The sequence below is a fragment of the Xanthomonas sp. NCPPB 1132 genome, assembly GCF_056629235.1.
In genome coordinates this window covers 127,515-146,923 of sequence record NZ_CM152819.1, presented here as the reverse complement: position 1 = coordinate 146,923, position 19,409 = coordinate 127,515, and the positions used below count along the sequence as shown (strand labels likewise).

General features: G+C 69.1%; 20 protein-coding genes and 1 pseudogene. 16 read left to right on the top strand and 5 right to left on the bottom strand.

Annotation, left to right across the window (positions count from 1 at the left end; translation table 11 throughout):
- Nucleotides 1-28: 28 nt before the first annotated feature.
- Both AC1G9L_RS00695 and AC1G9L_RS00690 read right to left on the bottom strand, forming a co-directional pair.
- The gene (locus AC1G9L_RS00695) at nt 29-2,644 is read right to left on the bottom strand and encodes an autotransporter family protein (RefSeq protein ID WP_481071224.1); all 2,616 of its coding nucleotides are present in this window, start codon (nt 2,642-2,644) and stop codon (nt 29-31) included.
- Nucleotides 2,624-4,969 (bottom strand): annotated as a pseudogene (locus AC1G9L_RS00690) (beta strand repeat-containing protein); the annotation flags it as partial. The pseudogene AC1G9L_RS00690 and the gene AC1G9L_RS00695, both read right to left, overlap by 21 nt.
- On the opposite strand from AC1G9L_RS00690, the gene AC1G9L_RS00685 reads away from it, so the two are divergent.
- From AC1G9L_RS00685 to AC1G9L_RS00665, 5 genes are all read left to right on the top strand, one after another.
- Nucleotides 4,875-5,276, top strand: coding sequence for a hypothetical protein (locus AC1G9L_RS00685; protein WP_481071226.1), 402 nt, complete (start codon nt 4,875-4,877; stop codon nt 5,274-5,276). The pseudogene AC1G9L_RS00690 and the gene AC1G9L_RS00685 sit on opposite strands and share 95 nt — an antisense overlap.
- Before the next feature lie 54 nt (nt 5,277-5,330).
- Nucleotides 5,331-5,876, top strand: a complete 546-nt coding sequence (locus AC1G9L_RS00680) for a phage tail protein (RefSeq protein ID WP_019799783.1) — start codon at nt 5,331-5,333, stop codon at nt 5,874-5,876.
- Nucleotides 5,877-5,944: 68 nt separating this feature from the next.
- A complete protein-coding gene (locus AC1G9L_RS00675) occupies nt 5,945-6,472 on the top strand; it encodes a tail fiber protein (protein WP_019799784.1) in 528 nt (175 codons plus the stop codon).
- A 58-nt stretch (nt 6,473-6,530) separates the two neighbouring features.
- Complete coding sequence (locus AC1G9L_RS00670; protein WP_019799785.1) at nt 6,531-7,067, top strand: phage tail protein; 537 nt, start codon at nt 6,531-6,533, stop codon at nt 7,065-7,067.
- Nucleotides 7,068-7,077: 10 nt separating this feature from the next.
- Nucleotides 7,078-7,647, top strand: a complete 570-nt coding sequence (locus AC1G9L_RS00665) for an N-acetyltransferase family protein (protein ID WP_481069982.1) — start codon at nt 7,078-7,080, stop codon at nt 7,645-7,647.
- Here AC1G9L_RS00665 and AC1G9L_RS00660 read toward each other — a convergent pair.
- Nucleotides 7,640-7,927 (bottom strand): DUF6916 family protein, encoded by a 288-nt coding sequence (locus AC1G9L_RS00660; RefSeq protein WP_010341087.1) that lies wholly within the window; start codon nt 7,925-7,927, stop codon nt 7,640-7,642. The genes AC1G9L_RS00665 and AC1G9L_RS00660 overlap by 8 nt on opposite strands.
- Nucleotides 7,928-8,217: 290 nt before the next feature.
- Here AC1G9L_RS00660 and AC1G9L_RS00655 point away from each other — a divergent pair, with 290 nt between their 5' ends.
- The 7 genes from AC1G9L_RS00655 to AC1G9L_RS00625 all read left to right on the top strand — a co-directional run bounded on the left by AC1G9L_RS00655 (nt 8,218) and on the right by AC1G9L_RS00625 (nt 12,854).
- Nucleotides 8,218-9,009, top strand: a complete 792-nt coding sequence (locus AC1G9L_RS00655; RefSeq protein WP_481069980.1) for an ABC transporter ATP-binding protein — start codon at nt 8,218-8,220, stop codon at nt 9,007-9,009.
- Nucleotides 9,009-9,758: an MlaE family lipid ABC transporter permease subunit gene (locus tag AC1G9L_RS00650; RefSeq protein WP_010341089.1), complete on the top strand. Its 750-nt coding sequence runs from the start codon at nt 9,009-9,011 to the stop codon at nt 9,756-9,758. Before AC1G9L_RS00655 ends, AC1G9L_RS00650 begins: the two co-directional genes overlap by 1 nt.
- A 103-nt stretch (nt 9,759-9,861) precedes the next feature.
- Nucleotides 9,862-10,401 carry an outer membrane lipid asymmetry maintenance protein MlaD gene (gene mlaD, locus AC1G9L_RS00645; RefSeq protein WP_019796169.1) on the top strand — a complete coding sequence of 180 codons (540 nt, stop codon included), beginning with the start codon at nt 9,862-9,864 and terminating at the stop codon, nt 10,399-10,401.
- A complete protein-coding gene (locus AC1G9L_RS00640; protein WP_019801090.1) occupies nt 10,398-11,066 on the top strand; it encodes an ABC transporter substrate-binding protein in 669 nt (222 codons plus the stop codon). Before mlaD ends, AC1G9L_RS00640 begins: the two co-directional genes overlap by 4 nt.
- Nucleotides 11,056-11,373 carry an STAS domain-containing protein gene (locus AC1G9L_RS00635; RefSeq protein ID WP_010341093.1) on the top strand — a complete coding sequence of 106 codons (318 nt, stop codon included), beginning with the start codon at nt 11,056-11,058 and terminating at the stop codon, nt 11,371-11,373. Before AC1G9L_RS00640 ends, AC1G9L_RS00635 begins: the two co-directional genes overlap by 11 nt.
- A 3-nt stretch (nt 11,374-11,376) precedes the next feature.
- On the top strand, nt 11,377-12,459 hold the full coding sequence (locus AC1G9L_RS00630) for an MlaA family lipoprotein (protein WP_481069979.1): 1,083 nt from the start codon (nt 11,377-11,379) through the stop codon (nt 12,457-12,459).
- Between the two features lie 161 nt (nt 12,460-12,620).
- Complete coding sequence (locus AC1G9L_RS00625; protein ID WP_481069977.1) at nt 12,621-12,854, top strand: hypothetical protein; 234 nt, start codon at nt 12,621-12,623, stop codon at nt 12,852-12,854.
- A gap of 792 nt (nt 12,855-13,646) precedes the next feature.
- Here AC1G9L_RS00625 and AC1G9L_RS00620 read toward each other — a convergent pair.
- Complete coding sequence (locus AC1G9L_RS00620; RefSeq protein ID WP_019800128.1) at nt 13,647-14,189, bottom strand: glutathione peroxidase; 543 nt, start codon at nt 14,187-14,189, stop codon at nt 13,647-13,649.
- Nucleotides 14,190-14,369: 180 nt separating this feature from the next.
- A complete protein-coding gene (locus tag AC1G9L_RS00615; protein WP_481069976.1) occupies nt 14,370-15,959 on the bottom strand; it encodes a DNA recombination protein RmuC in 1,590 nt (529 codons plus the stop codon).
- Nucleotides 15,960-16,344: 385 nt separating this feature from the next.
- On the opposite strand from AC1G9L_RS00615, the gene AC1G9L_RS00610 reads away from it, so the two are divergent.
- The 4 genes from AC1G9L_RS00610 (at nt 16,345) to AC1G9L_RS00595 (ending at nt 19,256) form a co-directional block, all read left to right on the top strand.
- Nucleotides 16,345-16,671: a hypothetical protein gene (locus AC1G9L_RS00610; protein WP_040901942.1), complete on the top strand. Its 327-nt coding sequence runs from the start codon at nt 16,345-16,347 to the stop codon at nt 16,669-16,671.
- A gap of 126 nt (nt 16,672-16,797) precedes the next feature.
- Nucleotides 16,798-17,526: an MgtC/SapB family protein gene (locus AC1G9L_RS00605; RefSeq protein ID WP_010343028.1), complete on the top strand. Its 729-nt coding sequence runs from the start codon at nt 16,798-16,800 to the stop codon at nt 17,524-17,526.
- A 42-nt stretch (nt 17,527-17,568) separates the two neighbouring features.
- Entirely contained in the window at nt 17,569-18,639 is a 1,071-nt protein-coding gene (locus AC1G9L_RS00600; protein WP_481069974.1) for a sensor histidine kinase, read from the top strand.
- The gene (locus AC1G9L_RS00595) at nt 18,636-19,256 is read left to right on the top strand and encodes a response regulator (RefSeq protein ID WP_019799506.1); all 621 of its coding nucleotides are present in this window, start codon (nt 18,636-18,638) and stop codon (nt 19,254-19,256) included. Before AC1G9L_RS00600 ends, AC1G9L_RS00595 begins: the two co-directional genes overlap by 4 nt.
- Nucleotides 19,257-19,409: the final 153 nt, after the last annotated feature.

Genomic DNA, 19,409 nt, shown 5'->3' with positions numbered 1-19,409 from the left:
ATCCCCCGGGGGGAGAGGGGCTCAAGCGTCAGTACTTCTTCTCGACGTTGAACATCCAGGTCTGGTCGCTGCCGCTGTCGCCGTCGGTCACGCCGCGGTACTCCACGCGCGTGGACAGGCCCTGATCGGTGCTGAACACCACGGCCACGCCCAGCATCAGCCGGTTGCGGTCGTACACGCTCTGCCCGGTGCGATACAGGGTGCCGCCGATGATGTCGGCATACCCCAGCGCGGCATCACCACGGCCCTGGAAGTCGTGCTGGTACTCGAGCCGGAACTGCGGGGTCAGCCGGCCCCAGGTCATCTGCCGGCGCCATTCCAGGCGCAGGCCGAGGTTGCCGGTGGTGGTGGCCACGTCCATGTCCTCGTAGCGCAGCGCGTACGGCGCCATCGCCGCTTCGCTGTAGGCGTCGAGCGTGGCGCGCGCGGCATCCACCCGCGCATACGGGGTGATCTGCCAATCGCCGCGCTGCAGGTCGGCACCGGCCGACAGCGACGCGATCCACTGGTGGCCGCTGCGGTCGCCTTCGGCCAGCGCGCCGTTGTCGGTGACGTAGCGGCGCAGGTCGTAGGACAGCAGCTGATAGCCGACCAGGGTGTCGAAGAACAGCGTCTGGCCCGGGTGATAGCTGGCATACAGCGCCAGCGTGTACGCGGTGGACTTGCTGTGGCTGCCGTCGCGGCCGACGTCGCTGTCGTCGCGACCGAAGCCCACGCCCGCGCCCAGCGCAAAGGCCGAGGAGACGCGGTAATCGGCGCCCAGGCTCAGGCCATCGGTCTGGAAATCCACGCCGGCGCGCTGCGACTGCTTGTCCAGGCTGCCGGAGCGGATCGCGCCGCCCACCCACAGGCCGAGGTCGCCTGCCGCGGTGGCATCGCGTGGTGCCGCCGACGCGGTGTCGGCGCCGCCGTCCATGGCGCCGTCGCGCAGGTCGCGGTTGGCCGGATCGCACGCCTGCGCGTCGAGGTAGCGGTCGCTCTGCAGCGTGCGGTCGCGCTGGCGGCATTGCGAGGTGGCCTGGAAGCTCACGCCGTTGTCGAAGCCGCGCGCACCACGGTGGGTCGCTTCCAGGCGGCGCTGGAAGTTGTCGATCTGCGCCTTTGCAAAGCGCCGGGTGGACTCGGCCTGCGCGTCGATCAGGCCACGCACCTGCGCATCCTGGGTCGGATCCGGGCGTGGCGCGATCACGAACACGATGTTCGCCTCTTCCGAGGTCGCATAGGCGTTGGACAGGGTGAAGCGCACCGTGGCGTTGCCGGAGAAGGCCGGGTTCGGCACGAAGGTGAGCATGAAGCCCGGGCCATCGTCCGCCGCCGCGGTCGGCACCCCGGCGGCCTTGGCCGCTGCCCGGGTGATCGTCGCGGTACCGGCGTTGGCCGGCAGCACGGCAACCACGGCAGCAGCCACGAACGGGCCACCGGTGGCGTCGCGGGTGACGTCCAGGGTCTGCGCCTGCCCGGTCACCGCCGGCACCGTCACCGACACCGCGATGGGGCGGGCGTTGACGGTGATGGTGACCACGGCCGGGGCCGAACTGCCGCCCGCGCCGACGGCGGTGTAGTGCACGCTGTCCACGCCCACGTAGCCGGGCGCCGGCGTGTACACCAGGCGCACGCCATCGACCGTGGCGGTGCCGTGGCTGGGCGCCGTGGCGATGGCGATGCTGTCGATGCTGCCGGTGTCGTTGCCGGTGACCGCCAGGGTCAGCGCGGTATCCACGAGGGTGGCGCCGGTGTCGTTCGCCGCCACCGGTGCCGGCACCGCCGAGGCGATGGTCAGGGTGTAGGCCTGCGTCGCCGAGAAGCCGTTGGCGTCGCTCACCTTGATACTGAAGGCGAAACTGCCGGCCGCGCCCGGCGTGCCGGACAGCACACCCGCCGTGGTGAGGCTCAGCCCGGTCGGCAAGGCGCCGCTGACCACGCTGTAGCTGTACGGCGCGGCGCCGCCGCTGGTGCTCAGGGTCTGGTTGTACGCGGTGCCCGCGGTGCCGGCAGGCAAGGTCGGCTGACTGGGGGTCAGGGTCGGCGCGGCGATGCTCAGCGTGTAGCTGCGGCTGGCCTGGCCGGCCACACCGGCGGTGCTGTCGGTGACCGTGGCGGTGAAGACGAAACTGCCCGCCTGGGTCGGGGTGCCGGACAGTACGCCAGCGGCGCTCAGGCTCAACCCGGCCGGCAGTGCACCGGTGGCGATGCTGTAGCTGTAGGGCGCGGTCCCGCCGGTGGCGCTGAGTGCCTGGCTGTAGGCACTGCCCGCGGTACCGGCCGGCAGTGCCGGCGGGGCCAGGGTCAGCGTCGGCGACGCAACCATCAGGGTGAACGCCTGCGCCGCAGTGAAGGCGTTGGCGTCGGTGACGCGCACGGTGAACGCGAAATTGCCGGCCGTGGTCGGCGTGCCAGACAACACACCACCGGCACTCAGGCTCATCCCGCTCGGCAAGGTACCGGCATTGAGCGTGTAGCTGTACGGCGCAGTACCGCCGCTGGTGCTCAGCGCCTGACTGTAGCTGGCGCCGATCGCCGCTGCCGGCAACGTCGGCGGGGTGATGGCCAGGGTCGGCGAGGCGATGGACAGGGTGTAGGCGTGCGAGCCACCGAAACTACCGGCGTCGGTGACGCCGACGACGAAGGTGAAGCTGCCGGCCACAGTCGGGGTTCCGGCTAGGACACCGGCACTGCTCAGGCTCAGGCCCGCAGGCAGGGCACCGGAGCTGAGCGCGTAGGTGTAGGGCGCCGTCCCGCCGCTGGTGCTCAACGTCTGGCTGTAGGCGGCACCCGCGGTTCCGGACGGCAGCGTGGCCGGAGCGACGGTCAAGGTCGGCGCGACGATCGCCAGCGTATAGCTGCGCGACGCCTGGCCCGGGGTTCCGGAGGTGCTGTCGGTCGCGGTCAGGGTGAAGCTGAAATTGCCGGTCACGGTGGGCGTGCCGCTGAGCGCGCCGCTTGCGCTGTTGACGGTCACGCCCGCCGGCAAGGCACCGGCAGTGACCGCATAGGTGTACGGCGCGATGCCGCCGCTGGCCTGGTTGATCGATGCGCTGTACGCCTGGCTGGCGGTGCCGTTGGGCAGGGTCGTCGCCGGCAGCGTCAGGGTCGGCGACGCCACCGTCAACGTGTAGGCGCGGCTACCGCTGATGGGCGACGCGCCGCTATCGGTCGCGGACACGGTGAAATTGAAATTGCCGGTGCCGCTGGGCGTGCCGGACAGGACGCCGGCGGAACTCAGCAGCATCCCTACCGGCAACGTGCCGGTGGTGATCGCGAAGCCATACGGCGCGGTCCCGCCACTGGCACTCAGGGTCTGGCTGTAGCTGGTGCCGGCGGTGGCCGCCGGCAGCGACGTCGGCGAGATCGTCACGACCGCATCGTCGTTGAGGATCGTGCCGGTCGCGGTGGCGCGGGCGATGGTGGCGTTGCTGGCGCCGGACAGCGTCACCGTGAATGTTTCATCCGGCTCGACCGTAGTATCGCCGTTGACCGTGACCGCCACGTTCTGCGTGGTGGTGCCGGGCGAGAAGGTCAGCGTGCCCGAGCGCGCGACATAGTCGCTGCCGGCGTTGGCGCTGCCGTCGGCGGTCGCATAGTTGACCGTAACGGTCTGGCCGCTGGCGGCGCTGAGGCTGACGGGGAATGTGGCCGTGGTGACGCCGCTGTTGCCTTCGGTGACGCTGACGTCGCCGATCGAGAGCGCCGGCACCGCATCGTCGTTGACGATGGTGCCCTGGCCCTGCCCGTCGGCGACGGTGGCGCCACTGACATTCGTGACGTTGACGAAGAAGGTTTCGTTCGGCTCGTTGAGCGTGTCGCCGATCACCTGCACGGTGAAGGTGGCACTGCTGCTGCCAGCCGGAATGGTCAGCCCGTTCACGCTGGAGGAGATGTAGTCGGTGCCCGCGGTCGCGGTGCCGTTGGCGGTGGCGATGTCGAAGCTGACCCCGCCGCTGCCGGCCGGCTGGCTGAGCGAGACGGTGAAGGTGAACGCGGTGTTGCCGGCATTGCCTTCGTTCTGCGACACGTCGTTGATCGACAGCGCCGGCTGGTCGTCGTTGAGGATGGTGCCGGTGGCGCTGGACGGCGAACCGACGGTGTAACCGCTGCCCGCGTTGAGGCTGATCACCACGGTCTCGTCCGGTTCCACCGTGGTGTCGGGCGTAGGATCGACGGTGATGGTGCCGCTGGTCTGGCCGGCCGCAATCACCAGCGGCGAGTTGACCGCGGCGTAGTCGGTCCCCGAGGTCGCGGTGCCGCCCACGCTGAAGCCGATCGACAGCGCCGACGGCGACGCCTGGCTCAGGGTGACGGTGTAGACGAGGTTGGCGCTGCCATCTTCGGCGACGCTGGCCGGCGACACCGCGATGCTCGCCGAGGGATAGTCGTCGTTGACGATGGTGGCGGTGGCGCTGGACGGGTTGCCGATCGAGTAGCCGGTACCGTTGGCCACCTGGAAGATCACGGTCTCGTCCGGCTCCACCGTGGTGTCGGCGACCGGGGTGACGCTGAAGCTTGCGGACGTCGCGTTGGCCGGCACCACGACGCTGGTGACCGCGCCAGTGTAGTCGGTTCCGCTGGTGGCCGTGCCGCTGCGGGTCAGGTTCACCGTGGTCGCCGAACTATTGGTCGAGCTCAGCGTCACCGTGTAGACGAAGGGCGTGCCGCTGTCCTCGTTGGCGCTGGACGGGGAGACCGTGATGCTGGCGCTGCGCGAGGGGTTGATGGTGATGTTGAAGACGACCTGGTTGTTGTCCTCGTCCAGCAGGTAGAACGAGTCCGAGGTCGCGCCGTCCCCGTTGTTGGTATACGTCACCGTCTGCGTGCCAGAACCGGACTGCTGGCTGAGCACGAAACTGCCGTGCGAAGGCTGCACAAGAGGATCGGTCATGCCACCGTTCGAGGTCCCGTCGCAGTCGCTGACGTCGAACGTCACCGATTGGCCCTGGTTCACGGTCGCGGTTTTAGGCGACGGGCAGTACAAAGCCAGGCAAACCTGCGACGTCGTCATCAACAGCAGCGCCATCAGCCAACGCAACATCCTTCGCACGCCGCTCGATGCGGAGCATTTTGTAGACATATTTCGATTCCCCCAAAACGCGCCACCCCATGGGCGCTGGCAGCCATCCTGGTGCCTCGGACTTCGCGGAACATTGGCCCAGCAAGCATCAGCCATGCGCGTCGCGCGGCCATTGGAACAGCAAATCCGAAGCCGCGTAAAGCAACAAATGCGTCACGTCTGTCTGGTTCAGCAAAATCGTCGCTTGCAAGTCGCCGAAGTCGTGATTTAGTAGTCTGGCGCCAGACACGAGGTCTGGCGCCATCCACTCCGGGGGGAGATCCGCATGAGCGAGTTCTTCATCGGTCAGATCATGCTGACCGGTTTTGCGTTTGCGCCAAAATATTTTGCGCAGTGCAACGGGCAATTGCTGCCGATCAATCAGAACCAGGCCCTGTTCAGTCTGCTCAGCACCCGCTTCGGCGGCGACGGCAAGACCACCTTCGGCTTGCCGGACATGCGCGGACGCACGCCGGTAGGCTATGGGCCATCGGCCGACCCGGCGTGGCAGCCGCCTGCGGTGCCGATGGGCCAGGCCGCCGGCGCGGAGACGGTGACGCTGATAGGCGACAACCTGCCCCCGCATATCCACCTGATGACTTGCAGCAGCGCCAACGGTGACAACCGCATACCGACCGGCCGCCTGTTCGCCAACAACTACATCCCTACTGGAACTCCGCATGCGCTGTACGCTGCGCCAGGCGCAACGGTGCCGTTGGCGCAGTCCACCATCGCCAACAGCGGCGGCGGCCAGGCGCACCCGAACGTGCAGCCGTACACCACGATCAATTTCTGCATCGCGCTGTCTGGCATCTTCCCTTCGCGCAGCTAGGCGCATCCGCATCCGGGCACGCGGCGCACAGTCGTGCGCGTGGTGCCTCATCGACCAGGAAGCATCTCATGGGTACTCCCTTCATCGGCGAAATCCGCATGTTCGGCTTCGGCCGTACGCCCCAGGGCTGGCAGGCGTGCGACGGCTCGCTGCTGCAGATCTCCGAATACGAACCGTTGTATGTGCTGCTCGGCACCGCCTACGGCGGCAATGGCACCAGCACCTTCGCCGTGCCGGATCTGCGCGGTCGCCTGCCGATCCACCAGGGCCAGGGACCGGGCCTGAGCAACTATCCGCTCGCCCAGCGTGCAGGCACCGAGACGGTGACATTGACGGAGCTGCAGATGCCGGCGCACACGCATACCGCGCAGGCCACCACCGCCGCGGCCACCACCACCGCGCCCACCGGGCTGTTGCCGGCCGCAGTCAACGGGAGCCAGTTCTATGCAAGCGACGTCACCGGCGCCACGATGCTGGCGCTGTCGCCACAAAGCACGTCCTTCGCCGGCGGCAACCAACCGCACGACAACGTCATGCCGACGCTGACGGTGCAGTACTGCATCGCCACCACCGGCATCTTCCCGCAACAGGCCTGACCTCTGCGCCGCGCCGACAAGGCTGCGGCACGCATCCGCTCATCGGAGGAATCCGCTCATGACCGAACCCTATATCGGCGAAATCCAGCTGTTCGGCTTCGACTACAACCCGTACGGCTGGGCGTTGTGCAACGGCGCCACCCTGCCGGTCACGCAGAACACCGTGCTGTATTCCCTGCTCGGCGTGGCCTACGGCGGCAATGGCACCACCACGTTCCAACTGCCGAATTTCGTCACGCGCGCCGGCTGCCAGCAGGGCGCGGGGCCGGGCCTGACGCCGCACACGCTGGGCAGCAACTTCGGCTCGGCGTCGGTGAGCCTGCAGAGCACGCAGATCCCGATGCACCAGCACGGGGTCACTGCTGCCTCGCAGCCGGATGGCACGAAGAAAACCGCTTCGCCTGCGAGCGGTGTCGCCCTGTCGACGCTGAACGTGAATACCGAGCGTCCGTTCCTGGCCGTCGCGCCGAACACGCAGTTCTCCCCGACCATGTTGATGCCCACCGGCATCGGCCAGGCGCACGAGAACCGGCAGCCGTATCTGGCGGTGAACTTCTGCATCGCCTTGCAGGGCAACTATCCGGTCTTCAACTGAGGCCGGCGTGATGTCGATCGTCGCCTCGCCCGGCTTTCCGCAACGGGACGCCGGGTGGGCGGCGCCCGCTGCGCTGCAGGCACGCGGCATCGGTCTGCGGCCGGCGCGGTCGGCAGACCTGGACTGGCTGCGCGATCTGTACGCCAGCACGCGCCGCGACGAGTTGGCCGCAGTCCCCTGGCCGGAGCCAGCCAAGCGCGCCTTTCTCGACCAGCAGTTCGCCTTGCAGCATGCGCACTATCTGCAGCACTTTCCCGGCGCGGACTTCCTGATCGTGGAAGACGCGCACGCACGCCTTGGGCGGCTGTATCTGGACCGCAGCGCGGATCCGCACGTCCTGATCGATATCAGCCTGCTGCCGGACTGTCGCGGCCACGGCATCGGCGGCGCGCTGATCGCACAGGCACAGGCGCTCGCGCATGCGGATGGGCGCGCACTGACACTGCACGTGCTGCATGCCAATCCCGCAGCGCAGCGGCTCTACGCGCGGCTGGGCTTCGTCGCTGGCGAGGCCGGCCAGACCCATCTGGCCATGCGCTGGGATGGCACCGGCGCACGGCCGGACGCGCGCGTCAGTTGAACACCGCCTGATACAGGAAGCCGTCGCGTTCGCGCGCCACCGGCACCAGGAAGATCCCGATCTCGCCCAGACGCGGATGGCGCATCTGGTAGGTCTGCTGCGGAAACAGGAACGACGAGCCGTTGCGGAACAGCAGCGAGAACGGCGCACGCCGTGCCGCAGGCGGCGTCGGCAGCGGCCGCGCCTCGACCAGCACGAACGCGACCTCACCTTCGTTCAACTGCGCCGAGAACGTCTCGTTCACGCTTCCGGCGAAGTGTTCCAAGCTCAACAACTCCATCCTTGACTCCAGGTGTGGTTCGGCACGGTCGCCCTGCCGGCATCGTCGCGTGCCGTGACGAACCGCACAAGCGCTGTTCCGGCATTTGTCCACAACCGGGCGTGCGGCGGCGGCGCACCGGGCGCGCCACCGGGCCGGACGCCGACGCGGCGGCATGACACGCTGTTGCATGAACAGGGCGAAGCGGGCGCGCACACCGGCCCGCGCGGTGCCACAATACTGCACGGGCCAGTTCGGTTAAGTTCAGCCGAACGGATCGATCCTATGTTGTATTTTTGTTAAAGGCCGCAATGGCGTCTTCCGAATCCAATCTGGTGCAGTTGTCGGGCGTACGCATCGAGCGCGGCGGCCGCGCGATCCTGCGCGACGTCTCGCTGAGCGTGCCGCGCGGCAGCATCACCGCCGTGCTCGGGCCCTCCGGCAGCGGCAAGTCCACGCTGCTGGCCGCCCTGACCGGCGAACTGGTGCCCGCCGCGGGCACGCTGGAAGTGTTCGGCAAGCCGCTGCCGCGCGGCAGCCGCGCGCTGCGCGAGACCCGCAAGAGCATCGGCGTGCTGCTGCAGGGCAACGGCCTGCTCACCGACCTGAGCGTGGCCGAGAACGTGGCGCTGCCGTTGCGCGCCCATACCCGCCTACCCGAGCCGGTGCTGCAGCGGCTGGTGGCGCTGAAGCTGCACGCGGTGGGCCTGCTGGCCGCCGCCGATGCCTGGCCGCGCGAGCTGTCCGGCGGCATGGCGCGTCGCGTGGCGCTGGCGCGGGCGCTGGCCCTGGATCCGCCGCTGATGATCTACGACGAACCGCTGACCGGCCTGGACCCGATCGCCTCCGGCGTGATCATGAGCCTGATCCAGCGCCTCAACCATACCCTGGGCCTGACCAGCATCATCGTCAGCCACCACGTCCACGAGACCCTGCCGATCTGCGACCAGGCCGTGGCCATCGCCAACGGCGGCGTGGTCTTCGCCGGCACCCCGCAGGCATTGCAGGCCAGCAGCGATCCGCTGCTGCAGCAGTTCCTGCACGGCCGCCCCGACGGCCCGATCCCGTTCGATGCGCCGCAGCGCGCGCGGAGCGCCGCCTGATGGCCATCGTTGCCCCGATCCGTTCCCTGGGCCGCGCCGGGCTGTTCTTCCTGACCGTGCTGCGCGGCTCGCTGCCGACCCGCGACCTGCTGGCCGAGCTGATCCGCGAGATCTACAAGGTCGGCGCGCGCTCGCTGCCGATCATCGCCGTGGGCGGCGCCTTCGTCGGCCTGGTGCTGACCCTGCAGGGCTATCGCACGCTGCAGACCTACGGCGCCTCCGATGCGCTGTCGACCCTGCTCGGGCTGTCGCTGTACCGCGAACTGGCGCCGGTGCTGACCGCGCTGCTGTTCATCGGCCGCGCCGGCAGCTCCATCGCCGCCGAACTGGGCCTGATGCGCGCCACCGACCAGATCAAGGCGCTGGAGCTGATGGCGATCGACCCGGTGGCCAAGGCGGTGGCGCCGCGCTTCTGGGCGGCGGTACTGACCGTGCCGCTGCTGACCGGCATCTTCTGTTCGCTGGCGATCAGTGCCAGCTACTTCGAGGCCGTCGGCGCACTCGGCCTGGACCGCGGCACGTTCTGGTCGGCGCTGTCGAGCAGCGTGGATTTCTGGGACGACTTCGGCGTGGCGATGCTGAAGTCGGCGGTGTTCGGCGGCACGGCGGCGCTGGTGGCGGCCTATGTCGGCTTCCATGCCGAGCCGACCATCGAGGGCACCTCGGTGGCCACCACCCGCGCCGTGGTCAACGCCTCGCTGCTGGTGCTGATGTTCAATTTCGTCATGTCGGCGCTGCTGTTCCGATGAGCGGCGCCAACGCGGGGCCGGCCGGCGACGGCAGGCTCCGCGGCAACATCCCGGTCGCGGCACTGGCGCCGCGGCCACGCTGAATCAACAAGGTAGACACGTTATGGCTCTCCGTGGTCCCCGTCTCGAGTTCGCCGTCGGCGCCTTCCTGCTGCTGGGCCTGGCCTCGCTGCTGGTGCTGGCGCTGGCTTCCACCAACCGCCAGTGGGGCTTCGGCGGCCACCGCTACGACCTCATCGCGCGCTTCTCGCAGATCGGCCAGCTGCGCGCGCAGGCGCCGGTGAAGATCGGCGGCGTCATCATCGGCCAGGTCGCCAAGATCGACCTGGACCCGACCAAGTTCGACTCGGTGGTGACCCTGTCCATCGACGACAAGTACAAGGACCTGCCGGCCGACACCTCGGCGGCGATCCTGACCAGCGGCCTGCTCGGCGAGAGCTATGTCGGCCTGCAGCCCGGCGGCGACCCCGACACGCTCAAGCCCGGCCAGGAAATCGCCTTCACCCAGCCGGCGGTGGACCTGATCCAGCTGGTCGGCAAGTACATGTTCGGCGGCGGCAGCGCCGGCGGCGACAAGAACGCAACACCCGCTGCCGCACCCTCGGCCGACCCCACCACGCCCGCAACGGAACCCAAGCCATGACGATCAAACTGCTTTCCGCCGCTCTCGCCGCCGCGCTGGCCGTGGCCGCGCCCTCCGCCGCCCTGGCCCAGGCCGCCGCGCCGGCCGCCTCCGCCAGCCAGGCCGGTTCGGCCAGCAAGGTGGTGCTGGAGAACAGCACGCGCATCCTGACCACGCTGGAACAGCGCCGCAGCGAGTTCAAGAGCAACCCGACCGCGCTGCGCCAGTTCATCGACAGCGAGATGAACAAGTCCTTCGACCGCGACTACGCCGCCCGCCTGGTGCTGGGCGTGCACGGCCGCGGCGCCTCCGACGCCGACGTCAAGCTGTTCGGCGACGCGATGGCCGACAACCTGATGCAGCGCTACGGCACCTCGCTGCTGACCTTCGAAGGCAAGCCACAGGTGCGGGTGAAGTCGGAAACCCCGCTGCCGGGCGGCCGCGGCGTCAAGGTCTCCACCGAGCTGCTGCGCAGCGGCGGCGACCCGGTGCCGGTGGACTACCTGCTGCGCAACACCGGCGCGGGCTGGAAGATCTTCGACGTCATGGTCGAGGGCGTGTCCTACGTGCAGACCTTCCGCAACCAGTTCGACACCCCGCTGCGCAACAAGTCGATCGCCGAGGTCGCGGCCGAGCTGCGCAACGGCACGCTGCAGGCGGCGCCGGCGGGCAACAGTGGCAAGTGATGCGCCGCAGCTGCGCCGCGACGGCGACACGCTCGCGCTGAGCGGCGTGCTCGACCGTGCCGCGGCCACCGCGTTGTGGCCGGCGGCGCTGCGCGCACTGCCGGGCGCACGCGCGCTGGACCTGCGGGCGGTGTCGCGGGTGGACAGCGCCGGCCTGGCACTGCTCGCCGAACTTGCCGCGCGCCTGCGCGCCCAGGGCCAGGCCGAGGTCGCCATCCATGGCGCCCCGGCCGGCCTGACCGACCTGAGCGCCGCCTACCGGCTGGCCTCGACCCTGGATTTCCACTCTCCCCCTGCGGCGAGCTGACACATGAACGTGCTGCGTATCCTCACTTCCCTCACCCTGGCCGCCGCTCTGGGCGCCTGCGCCGGCGCGCCCAAGCGCACGCCGCCCCCGCCTCCGCCGCCCGTGGCGCAGTCGGCGCCGGCCGCCAGCGACAACGTCGCGCCCACCGATGCGAGTGCCATGGCGGCCACCGCGGACGGCACGGCCGGCATGGACGCCAGCGCCCCGGCAGCATCGAGCGCGCCGGTGGCGGCGCCCCCGGCGAACGCCACGGGCACTGCATCGGCCAACGGCACGCCGACCTCGGCCGAGGACGATTACGCCGCGCTGTACGGCAGCGACCCGTACAACCCGGTCGCCGATCCGACCCTGCCGGCGGGCGTGCCCGCACCGCAGAGCTACGACCCGTGGGAGAAGTTCAACCGCAAGGTGCATGCCTTCAACAACGTGGTCGACCGTGGTGTGGCGCGGCCGCTGGCGCGGGCCTACGTCAACGTGGTGCCGCGGCCGGTGCGGCTGGGCGTAACCAACTTCTTCGACAACCTCAGTTCGCCGCTGACCATGGTCAACCAGTTGCTGCAGGGTCGGCCGCTGCAGGCGGGGCAGACGCTGAGCCGGTTCCTGATCAACAGCACGCTGGGCATCGGCGGCATCTTCGACCCGGCCACCGACGCCAACCTGCCGCGCCGCAGCGAGGACTTCGGCCAGACCCTGGGCGTGTGGGGCTGGCGCCGCTCGCGCTACCTGGAACTGCCGTTGTTCGGCCCGCGCACGGTGCGCGATGCGTTCGGCCTGGTCGGCGACGCGCCGCTGTCGCCGCTGCAGCAGATCGAAGAGGACCGGGTGCGCGTCGGCCTGCAGGGCCTGCAGTTGGTCGATACACGGGCGCAATTGCTGTCACTGGACAGCATGCGCGACCAGGCGCCGGACGAGTACCAGCTAACCCGCGATGCGTGGCTGCAGCGTCGCAACTATCAGATCGAGAGCGACATGCGCGGGCACAAGCGGCAGGACGACGATCTGCCAGCCTATCTGCGCGAAGAAGAAACCAATCCGACGGTGCCGGTGGACGCGATGCCGGTCCCGGAGTGGCGCGGCGGTCGCTAGTCTGGCGCACGACTCACCTGTGAAAAGCCCGGCTTCGGCCGGGTTTTTTTGTGTCTGAGGCTTTTGCTGGTATCGCCTGTGGGCGCAGAGCGATGTGCGGGAATGAGCGCTCGGTTTGCAGTGGGTGATCAAGTGTCGCGGCGTACGTAGGCGAGCAGCCGATGTTGCTGTTGCTGTTGCTGTTGCTGTTGCTGTTGCTGTTGCTGTTGCTGTTGCTCTTGCTGTTGCTGTTGCTGTTGCTGTTGCTCTTGCTGTTGCTGTTGCTCTTGCTGTTGATTTACCGGGGTCCCCTCGGCGCGGCAGCCGCGGCGGGCGAATACCCGAAGGGCGACGCGCAGGATGCGCGTCGTTTTTCGCCGGCACATGGATGTGCCGTCGAAAAATGCCCGTCGTGACTGCGAACCTGGAGCGCGAAGCGCGGAAGGCGCGCTGCGGGGTGTGCTTTCTTTTGGTTACTTTTCTTTGCACAAGCAAAGAAGCGCTTCTCAGCAGCCGAAGGCTGATCAAAGTAACTCGCCGCTAGGCGAAAGCTTTGCTCTTGCACTTGCTGCCACGGTGGCGGCCGCTGAATCGTAGGAGCGGCTTTAGCCGCGACAGACAGAACGGACTCTCGCTGTCGCGGCTAAAGCCGCTCCTACAGATCTTCTCGTCCGATAGACCAACTTCAATCAACAGCAGTAGCAACAGCAAAAGCTCTAAAGGCTTTCGCCCTGACGGGCGAGTTACTTTTCTTTGCTCGCGCAAAGAAAAGGTAACCAAAAGAAAGCGCGCCCTGCCTTCGCGCCCTCCGCGCTACGCGCTCCGGGTCCGCGTCCATCACGGGGATCCGCGGAAGGGGCATCCTGCCCCTGCCGCGGACGGCGTACATCCATGTACGCCGCCCTTCGGGTGTTTCCCCGCGCTGGCCGCCGCTTCGGAAGGGAACCCCGTAAATCAAAAGCCAGAGCAACAACCAAAGCCAAGCAACAGCCGAGGCAACAGCAACAGCGACGGCGACGGCGACGGCGACGGCGACGGCGACCACGTCGATGCTGCAGGCCTTGCGTAGGAGCGGCTTCAGCCGCGACAAGCGACGCTGGAAAACAACCACGTCGGCAACCTCTCCGGCTCGGTCACCAACTAGCTAGACGCCACAACAGCACCTTCTCTGCCAGGCACCGCCTGATGGTCTCAAGCGCAGCGCACCGTTACCCCAGCGCCGCATCGATCGCCGCACGCAGGCGCGGATCCTCGGCGGTGACGTCCGGGGCGAAGCGCGCGCGGACCTGGCCGTCGCGGCCGACCAGAAACTTCTCGAAGTTCCACAGCACGCCCGGCGCCGGATTCGGCTCGATACCATAGCCGGCCAACTTCTCGCGCATCGGACCCTCGCCCTCGGTCTGCGGCTGCGCGGCGATCAGCGCGCGGTACAGCGGATGCGTGTCCTCGCCGGTAACCGCGATCTTTGCGAACATCGGGAAGGTCACGTCGTAGGTGAGCTGGCAGAACTGCTGGATCTCCGCCTCGCTGCCCGGCTCCTGGCCCTTGAAGTCGTTGGCCGGGAAGCCCAGCACTTCCAGCCCCGCAGCCTGCTTCTCGCGGTACAGCGCTTCCAGGCCTGCGTACTGCGCAGTGAGGCCGCACTTGGAAGCGACGTTGACGATCAACAGCACCTTGCCCGCGAACTCGGCCAGGGTGGCCGGCTGGCCATCGATGCGGGTCAGCGGGATGGCGGTCAGCGAATCGGACATGGGGCATTACCTCGGTCGAAAAGGAGCGTCAGCATAGTCGTTGCGGCTACGGCGCAGCGGACGCCCGGGACCCGTCACTCAGCGCCGCGACAGGCGACTGTCCGCTGACCGGATGTCCCACCTTGGCGCACCGCACACTCCATCCACGTTCACGTGACGACACCTCTTAGCCGCGTGCACTCAGCCGGATTCGTCGCCTGTCGCCTCGTCCGCCTCGGCATCGTCCAACGGCAGCGACAGTTCCAGCAACGGCACGGCCTGCGCATCGGCCAGGGTCTCGACGCCGCGCAGGCGACGCTCGATGGTGCGGGTCTTGCGGCTGGCCTCGCCCAGGCTCTTGCCGACGGTGCTGATCTGCTTCTCGGCCTTTTCCAGGATGCCGGCGAACTTGCCGAACTCGCTCTTGACCGCCGCCAGCACGCCCCACACCTCGCTGGAGCGCTTTTCGATGGCGAGCGTGCGGAAGCCCATCTGCAGGCTGTTGAGCAGGGCGGTGATGGTGGTCGGCCCGGCGACGACGATGCGGTGCTCGCGCTGCAGCAGGTCGGCCAAGCCGGGGCGGCGCAGGGTCTCGGCGTACAGGCCCTCGGTAGGCAGGAACATCACCGCGAAATCGGTGGTATGCGGCGGGGCGATGTACTTGTCGCCGATCGACTTGGCCTGCACCCGGATCGCGCGCTCCAGTTGCGCCCCCGTCGCCTGCACCAGTTCCGGATCGCCCTGCTCCTGCGCGTCGAGCAGGCGCTCGTAATCCTCGCGCGGGAACTTGGCGTCGATCGGCAGCCACACCGGCGTGTCTTCGTGGCCGCGGCCGGGCAGGCGCACGGCGAAATCGACCATCTCGTTGCGCTCCGGGCGCACCCGCACGCCACGCGCATACTGCTCCTGGGTCAGGGTCTGCTCGAGGATGTTCTCCAGCTGCACCTCGCCCCAGCCGCCGCGGTTCTTGACGTTGCTCAGCACGCGCTTGAGGTCGCCGACGCCGGTGGCCAGCTGCTGCATCTCGCCCAGGCCGCGCTGGACCTGCTCGAGCCGTTCGGAAACCAGCTTGAACGAGGCATCCAGGCGCGTGTTGAGGGTGGTCTGCAGCTTCTCGTCGACAGTGCCGCGCATCTGTTCGAGCTTGGCCGCGTTGTCGGCCTGCAGTTCCTTCAGCCGCTCCTCCAGGGTGGCGCGCATCTCGCCCATCCGCTGCTCGTTGCGCTGGACCAGGTCGCCCAGGCGCTGGCCGAGTGTGTCGGCGAAGCGCTGCTGCGCGTCCGCGCCTTCCTGGCGGCCCTTGCGCGCGTCCTCGAGCAAGGCCTCGCGCAGCGCGCCCAGCTGCGCGTCGATGCGCGCGATCAGTTCGGCCTGCTGCTGGCCGAACTGGGCCATGCGTGCGTCCTGCTGCTGGCCGAAGGCGTCGAGCTGGCCGCGGATCTCGACCAGGCGCTGGCTCAGCAGCTCGGCCATGCGCTGCTGCGCGGCGCCGGCCTCGACCCGGCCGCGCCGCGCGTCCTCGGTCAGCGCTTCGCGCAGCAGGTCCAGCCGCTGATCGGTGCGAGTGGACAAGTCGGCCAGGTGGCGGGCGAAGCCTTCGCTGCGCGCGTCCTGCTGGCGGGCCAGGCTGTCGAGCTGCTCGCGCAGTTCGCCGCGGCCGCTGCGCTGCTCCTCGCGCAGGGCCGCCTCCAGCGCGGTGTGGTTGCCCCGCCGCAGCAACACGGCCAGCAACAGGGCGATGACGGCGCACAACAGGCCGGCGAGGATCAGGAAATGGGCATCGTTCTGCATGCGGCCAGTGTAGCCGGCCGCGTCTCAATCGCTGCGCCACGCGCCGGCACGCGGAGGAGAGCGGATATACCTTGGTATCGCCGCCATGGCCTCATGCAGGCTGGTGCACACCTGGGCCGCATGCCAAGCTTTGCGCCACCCGCTCCTGGCCCGGCCAGTGAGCGGCACCGCGGCATCCGACCGCGCCAGACCGTCGCGCTCCGCGCGATCCGTTCCCCCCTGACACCGGAGGCGAGCATGGACCCCGATCCGCATCGACGCGGCGTCAGCGCCGCATTCCCCCACCGCTCCCCTCGCCTGGTCGCTGCCCGGCACTGAGCCGGAAGACGCCCGCTGCCCGCACGCTGCGACGTCCTTTCCGGCCACGCGCCGCAAGGAGGTCGTCATGTTCGTGTTCTCGCTGTTTTCCCGTCGTTTCCGCCTGCAGCGCTGCCTGCAGCGCGCGCTGCGCGCCGCGGTCGCCATGCGCCGCACCGAAGCGCTGCGCCATCTGCTCGCCGCCCATGGCGCCCGCGCCTTCGCGCTGGCGCTGTCCGCGCAGTCACCGCGGGTGATGGCCGATGCACTGTCGCTGCTGTCCGTCGCCGACCGCATCCGGGTCCGCGCGCGGCTGCCGCATGCGGCGCAGCGGCGCCTGCACGAGGCCGGGGTGAGTGCCCCGGCGGCGCACTGGCTGCCTGCCGCGCTGGCGTGGCGGCCCGGGGTGCGCTGAGTCGCATCTGTCCGTCGCCACGATGCGAGCTGCCATCTCGCCGCGGCATCATCGGCCCCCGTCCCTGCCCACTCCCTTCCCCGGAGCCGCCATGCGCGCTCCCCTCGCCCACTGGAACGCGCCCTGATGGAAGCCCTGCGCCTGTTCAATCTCGGCTCGCTGCTCGACACCCTGGTGAGCCTCACCGCCGCCTTCGTGCTCGGCGCGATCATCGGCTTCGAGCGCCAGGTGCGCCAGCGCACTGCCGGGCTGCGCACCAACACCCTGGTCGCGGTCGGCGCGGCGATCTTCGTCTCGCTCGGCGACCGCCTGTTCGAGATCCATGGCGGCACCCAGGGCGCGGTGCAGGTGGTGGCTTACGTGGTCTCCGGTATCGGTTTCCTCGGCGCTGGCGCGATCATGAAGGAGGGCGCCAACGTCACCGGGCTCAACACCGCGGCCACGCTGTGGGGATCGGGCGCGGTCGGCGCCTGCGCCGGCGCCGGGCTGGTCGCCGAGGCGGTGCTGGCGGCGATGTTCGTGCTGCTCAGCAACACCCTGCTGCGGCCGATGGTCAACCGCATCAACCGGCATCCGCTGAAGGAATCTTCGCTGGAAGCCACCTACATGTTCTATGCGATCTGCGCGCGCGAGGTGCACGGCGAGGTGCGCGAGCGGCTGATCGAACTGCTGGAGGAGGCGCACTACCCGGCGCGCGAGGTCGAGCAGCATCCGTTCGGGCAGCGGGACGTGGAGATCGCCGCGACGCTGTATGCCACCGCGGTGCGCGCCGAGGAACTGGATGAAGTTGTGCAGCGCCTGGAGGGCGAACCGGGTGTACAACAGGCGTTCTGGAACGCCGGCGCCGAAGCCTGAGCCAGCCATGCCCAACCTCGTCACTTCCATGCCACGCCGCCGATGATCGCCTGGTTCAAGCCGCTGCCGCCGCACCGCCGCCTGCTCGGCCTGGCCGCGCTGGGCCTGGCGCTGGGCGCGATCTTCGTCGCCGACACGGTCACCGACTATGCGGTGGCGGCGGCGCTGTTCTACACCGTGGCGATCCTTGGCGCGGTGCGGCTACTGGCACCGGCCGGGCTTGGCGTACTGGCCGGCATCTGCGTGGTGCTGGTCGTGCTCAGCTTCCATCTCACCCATGCCGGCGCCTACCGGGTCGGCGTGATCAACTCGGCGATCAGCATCGTGGTGGTGGCGATCACCGCCTCCATCGCGGTGCGCATGGAACGGGCCAAGGCCGCCGCGCACGCGGCGCAGGCGCAGTTGCTGCGGCTGGCGCGGGTGCGCAGCCTCGGCAGTCTCACCGCCTCGATCGCGCACGAGGTCAACCAGCCGCTGGCGGCCATCGTCACCAGCGGCAATGCCTGCCAGCGCTGGCTCGACCAGCAGCCGCCGAACCTGGACAAGGCGCGCGCGGCGCTGGCACGCATCCTGGCCGACGCCGAGCGCGCCGGCGAGGTGATCGCGCGGGTGCGCAGCCTGACCCGCGGCGAGGCGCCGCAGCAGCGCGCCTTCGATCTCAACGCCGCGGTCAACGAGGTGATGGCGCTGTCACAGGGCGAACTGGAGCGCAGCGCGGTCAGCGTGCACACCGAACTGTCGGCGCTGCTGCCGCCGGTGTCGGCCGACCCGGTGCAGATCCAGCAGGTGATTGGCAACCTGCTGCTCAATGCGATCGAGGCGATGGCCGCCACGCCGCCGGCACAGCGGACGCTGCGCATCGTCAGCGAACGCGAGGACGCACGCTCGGTGCGGCTGAGCGTGGCCGACAGCGGCGAAGGCCTGTCCGCACAGGCGCAGGCGCACCTGTTCGATGCGTTCTGGACCACCAAGCAGGGCGGCATCGGCATCGGCCTGAGCATCAGCCGCAGCATCGTCGAGGCCGGCGGCGGCCGCATCTGGGCCGAACCGGGGCGACCGTGCGGCGCGGTGTTCCACGTGTGCCTGCCCACCGCCAGCGGAGTGCGGCCATGACCGCCGACGCGAGCGCACGCCCGGTGGTGTACCTGATCGACGACGACGCCTCGATCCGCGCCGCGCTGGAAGACCTGTTCGCCTCGGTGGACCTGCAGGTGCATGCCTTCGCCTCGACCCGCGACTTCCTGGCGCACACACGCGTCGACGCGCCGAGCTGCCTGGTGCTGGACATCCGCATGCCCGGACAGAGCGGCATGGACTTCCACCGCACCATGCACGAGGCCGGGCTGGCGCTGCCGACCATCTTCATCACCGGGCATGGCGACATCCCGATGAGCGTGGAGGCGATGAAGAACGGCGCGATCGAGTTCCTGACCAAGCCGTTCCGCGACCAGGACCTGCTCGATGCGATCGGCCAGGGCATCGCCCGCGACCGCGCGCGCCGCGCCGCCGAGGCCGCGCAGGCCGAACTGCAGGCACGCTGGGCGCGGCTCAGCGCCGGCGAACGCGAGGTGGTGGAACTGGTGGTGCAGGGCCTGCTCAACAAGCAGGTGGCGGCGCAACTGCAGCTCAGCGAGATCACGGTGAAGGTGCGCCGCGGCAATGCGATGCGCAAGCTCGAGGTCGGCTCGCTGGCGGAGCTGGTGCGGCTGGCGGAGCGGCTGGGTCGGTAGAACACGTCCTGGCGCACAGGTATTCGGTAGGAGCGGCTTCAGCCGCGGCAGGCGTCATCGGGAACGCCCGTCGCGGCTGAAGTCGCTCCTACGCGACAGAGAGATACAGCGGTCTCCGCGCGATAAAGCCGGACACGCGCTTCGCATCGACCA

Bases quoted from the DNA above. Each gene is read 5' to 3' on its own strand.
- AC1G9L_RS00685 (WP_481071226.1), top strand. From the start codon at position 4,875: ATGCCACCGTTCGAGGTCCCGTCGCAGTCGCTGACGTCGAACGTCACC.
- AC1G9L_RS00680 (WP_019799783.1), top strand. From the start codon at position 5,331: ATGAGCGAGTTCTTCATCGGTCAGATCATGCTGACCGGTTTTGCGTTT.
- AC1G9L_RS00675 (WP_019799784.1), top strand. From the start codon at position 5,945: ATGGGTACTCCCTTCATCGGCGAAATCCGCATGTTCGGCTTCGGCCGT.
- AC1G9L_RS00670 (WP_019799785.1), top strand. From the start codon at position 6,531: ATGACCGAACCCTATATCGGCGAAATCCAGCTGTTCGGCTTCGACTAC.
- AC1G9L_RS00665 (WP_481069982.1), top strand. From the start codon at position 7,078: ATGTCGATCGTCGCCTCGCCCGGCTTTCCGCAACGGGACGCCGGGTGG.
- AC1G9L_RS00660 (WP_010341087.1), bottom strand. From the start codon at position 7,927: ATGGAGTTGTTGAGCTTGGAACACTTCGCCGGAAGCGTGAACGAGACG.
- AC1G9L_RS00655 (WP_481069980.1), top strand. From the start codon at position 8,218: ATGGCGTCTTCCGAATCCAATCTGGTGCAGTTGTCGGGCGTACGCATC.
- AC1G9L_RS00650 (WP_010341089.1), top strand. From the start codon at position 9,009: ATGGCCATCGTTGCCCCGATCCGTTCCCTGGGCCGCGCCGGGCTGTTC.
- mlaD (WP_019796169.1), top strand. From the start codon at position 9,862: ATGGCTCTCCGTGGTCCCCGTCTCGAGTTCGCCGTCGGCGCCTTCCTG.
- AC1G9L_RS00640 (WP_019801090.1), top strand. From the start codon at position 10,398: ATGACGATCAAACTGCTTTCCGCCGCTCTCGCCGCCGCGCTGGCCGTG.
- AC1G9L_RS00630 (WP_481069979.1), top strand. From the start codon at position 11,377: ATGAACGTGCTGCGTATCCTCACTTCCCTCACCCTGGCCGCCGCTCTG.
- AC1G9L_RS00625 (WP_481069977.1), top strand. From the start codon at position 12,621: ATGTTGCTGTTGCTGTTGCTGTTGCTGTTGCTGTTGCTGTTGCTGTTG.
- AC1G9L_RS00620 (WP_019800128.1), bottom strand. From the start codon at position 14,189: ATGTCCGATTCGCTGACCGCCATCCCGCTGACCCGCATCGATGGCCAG.
- AC1G9L_RS00615 (WP_481069976.1), bottom strand. From the start codon at position 15,959: ATGCAGAACGATGCCCATTTCCTGATCCTCGCCGGCCTGTTGTGCGCC.
- AC1G9L_RS00610 (WP_040901942.1), top strand. From the start codon at position 16,345: ATGTTCGTGTTCTCGCTGTTTTCCCGTCGTTTCCGCCTGCAGCGCTGC.
- AC1G9L_RS00605 (WP_010343028.1), top strand. From the start codon at position 16,798: ATGGAAGCCCTGCGCCTGTTCAATCTCGGCTCGCTGCTCGACACCCTG.
- AC1G9L_RS00600 (WP_481069974.1), top strand. From the start codon at position 17,569: ATGATCGCCTGGTTCAAGCCGCTGCCGCCGCACCGCCGCCTGCTCGGC.
- AC1G9L_RS00595 (WP_019799506.1), top strand. From the start codon at position 18,636: ATGACCGCCGACGCGAGCGCACGCCCGGTGGTGTACCTGATCGACGAC.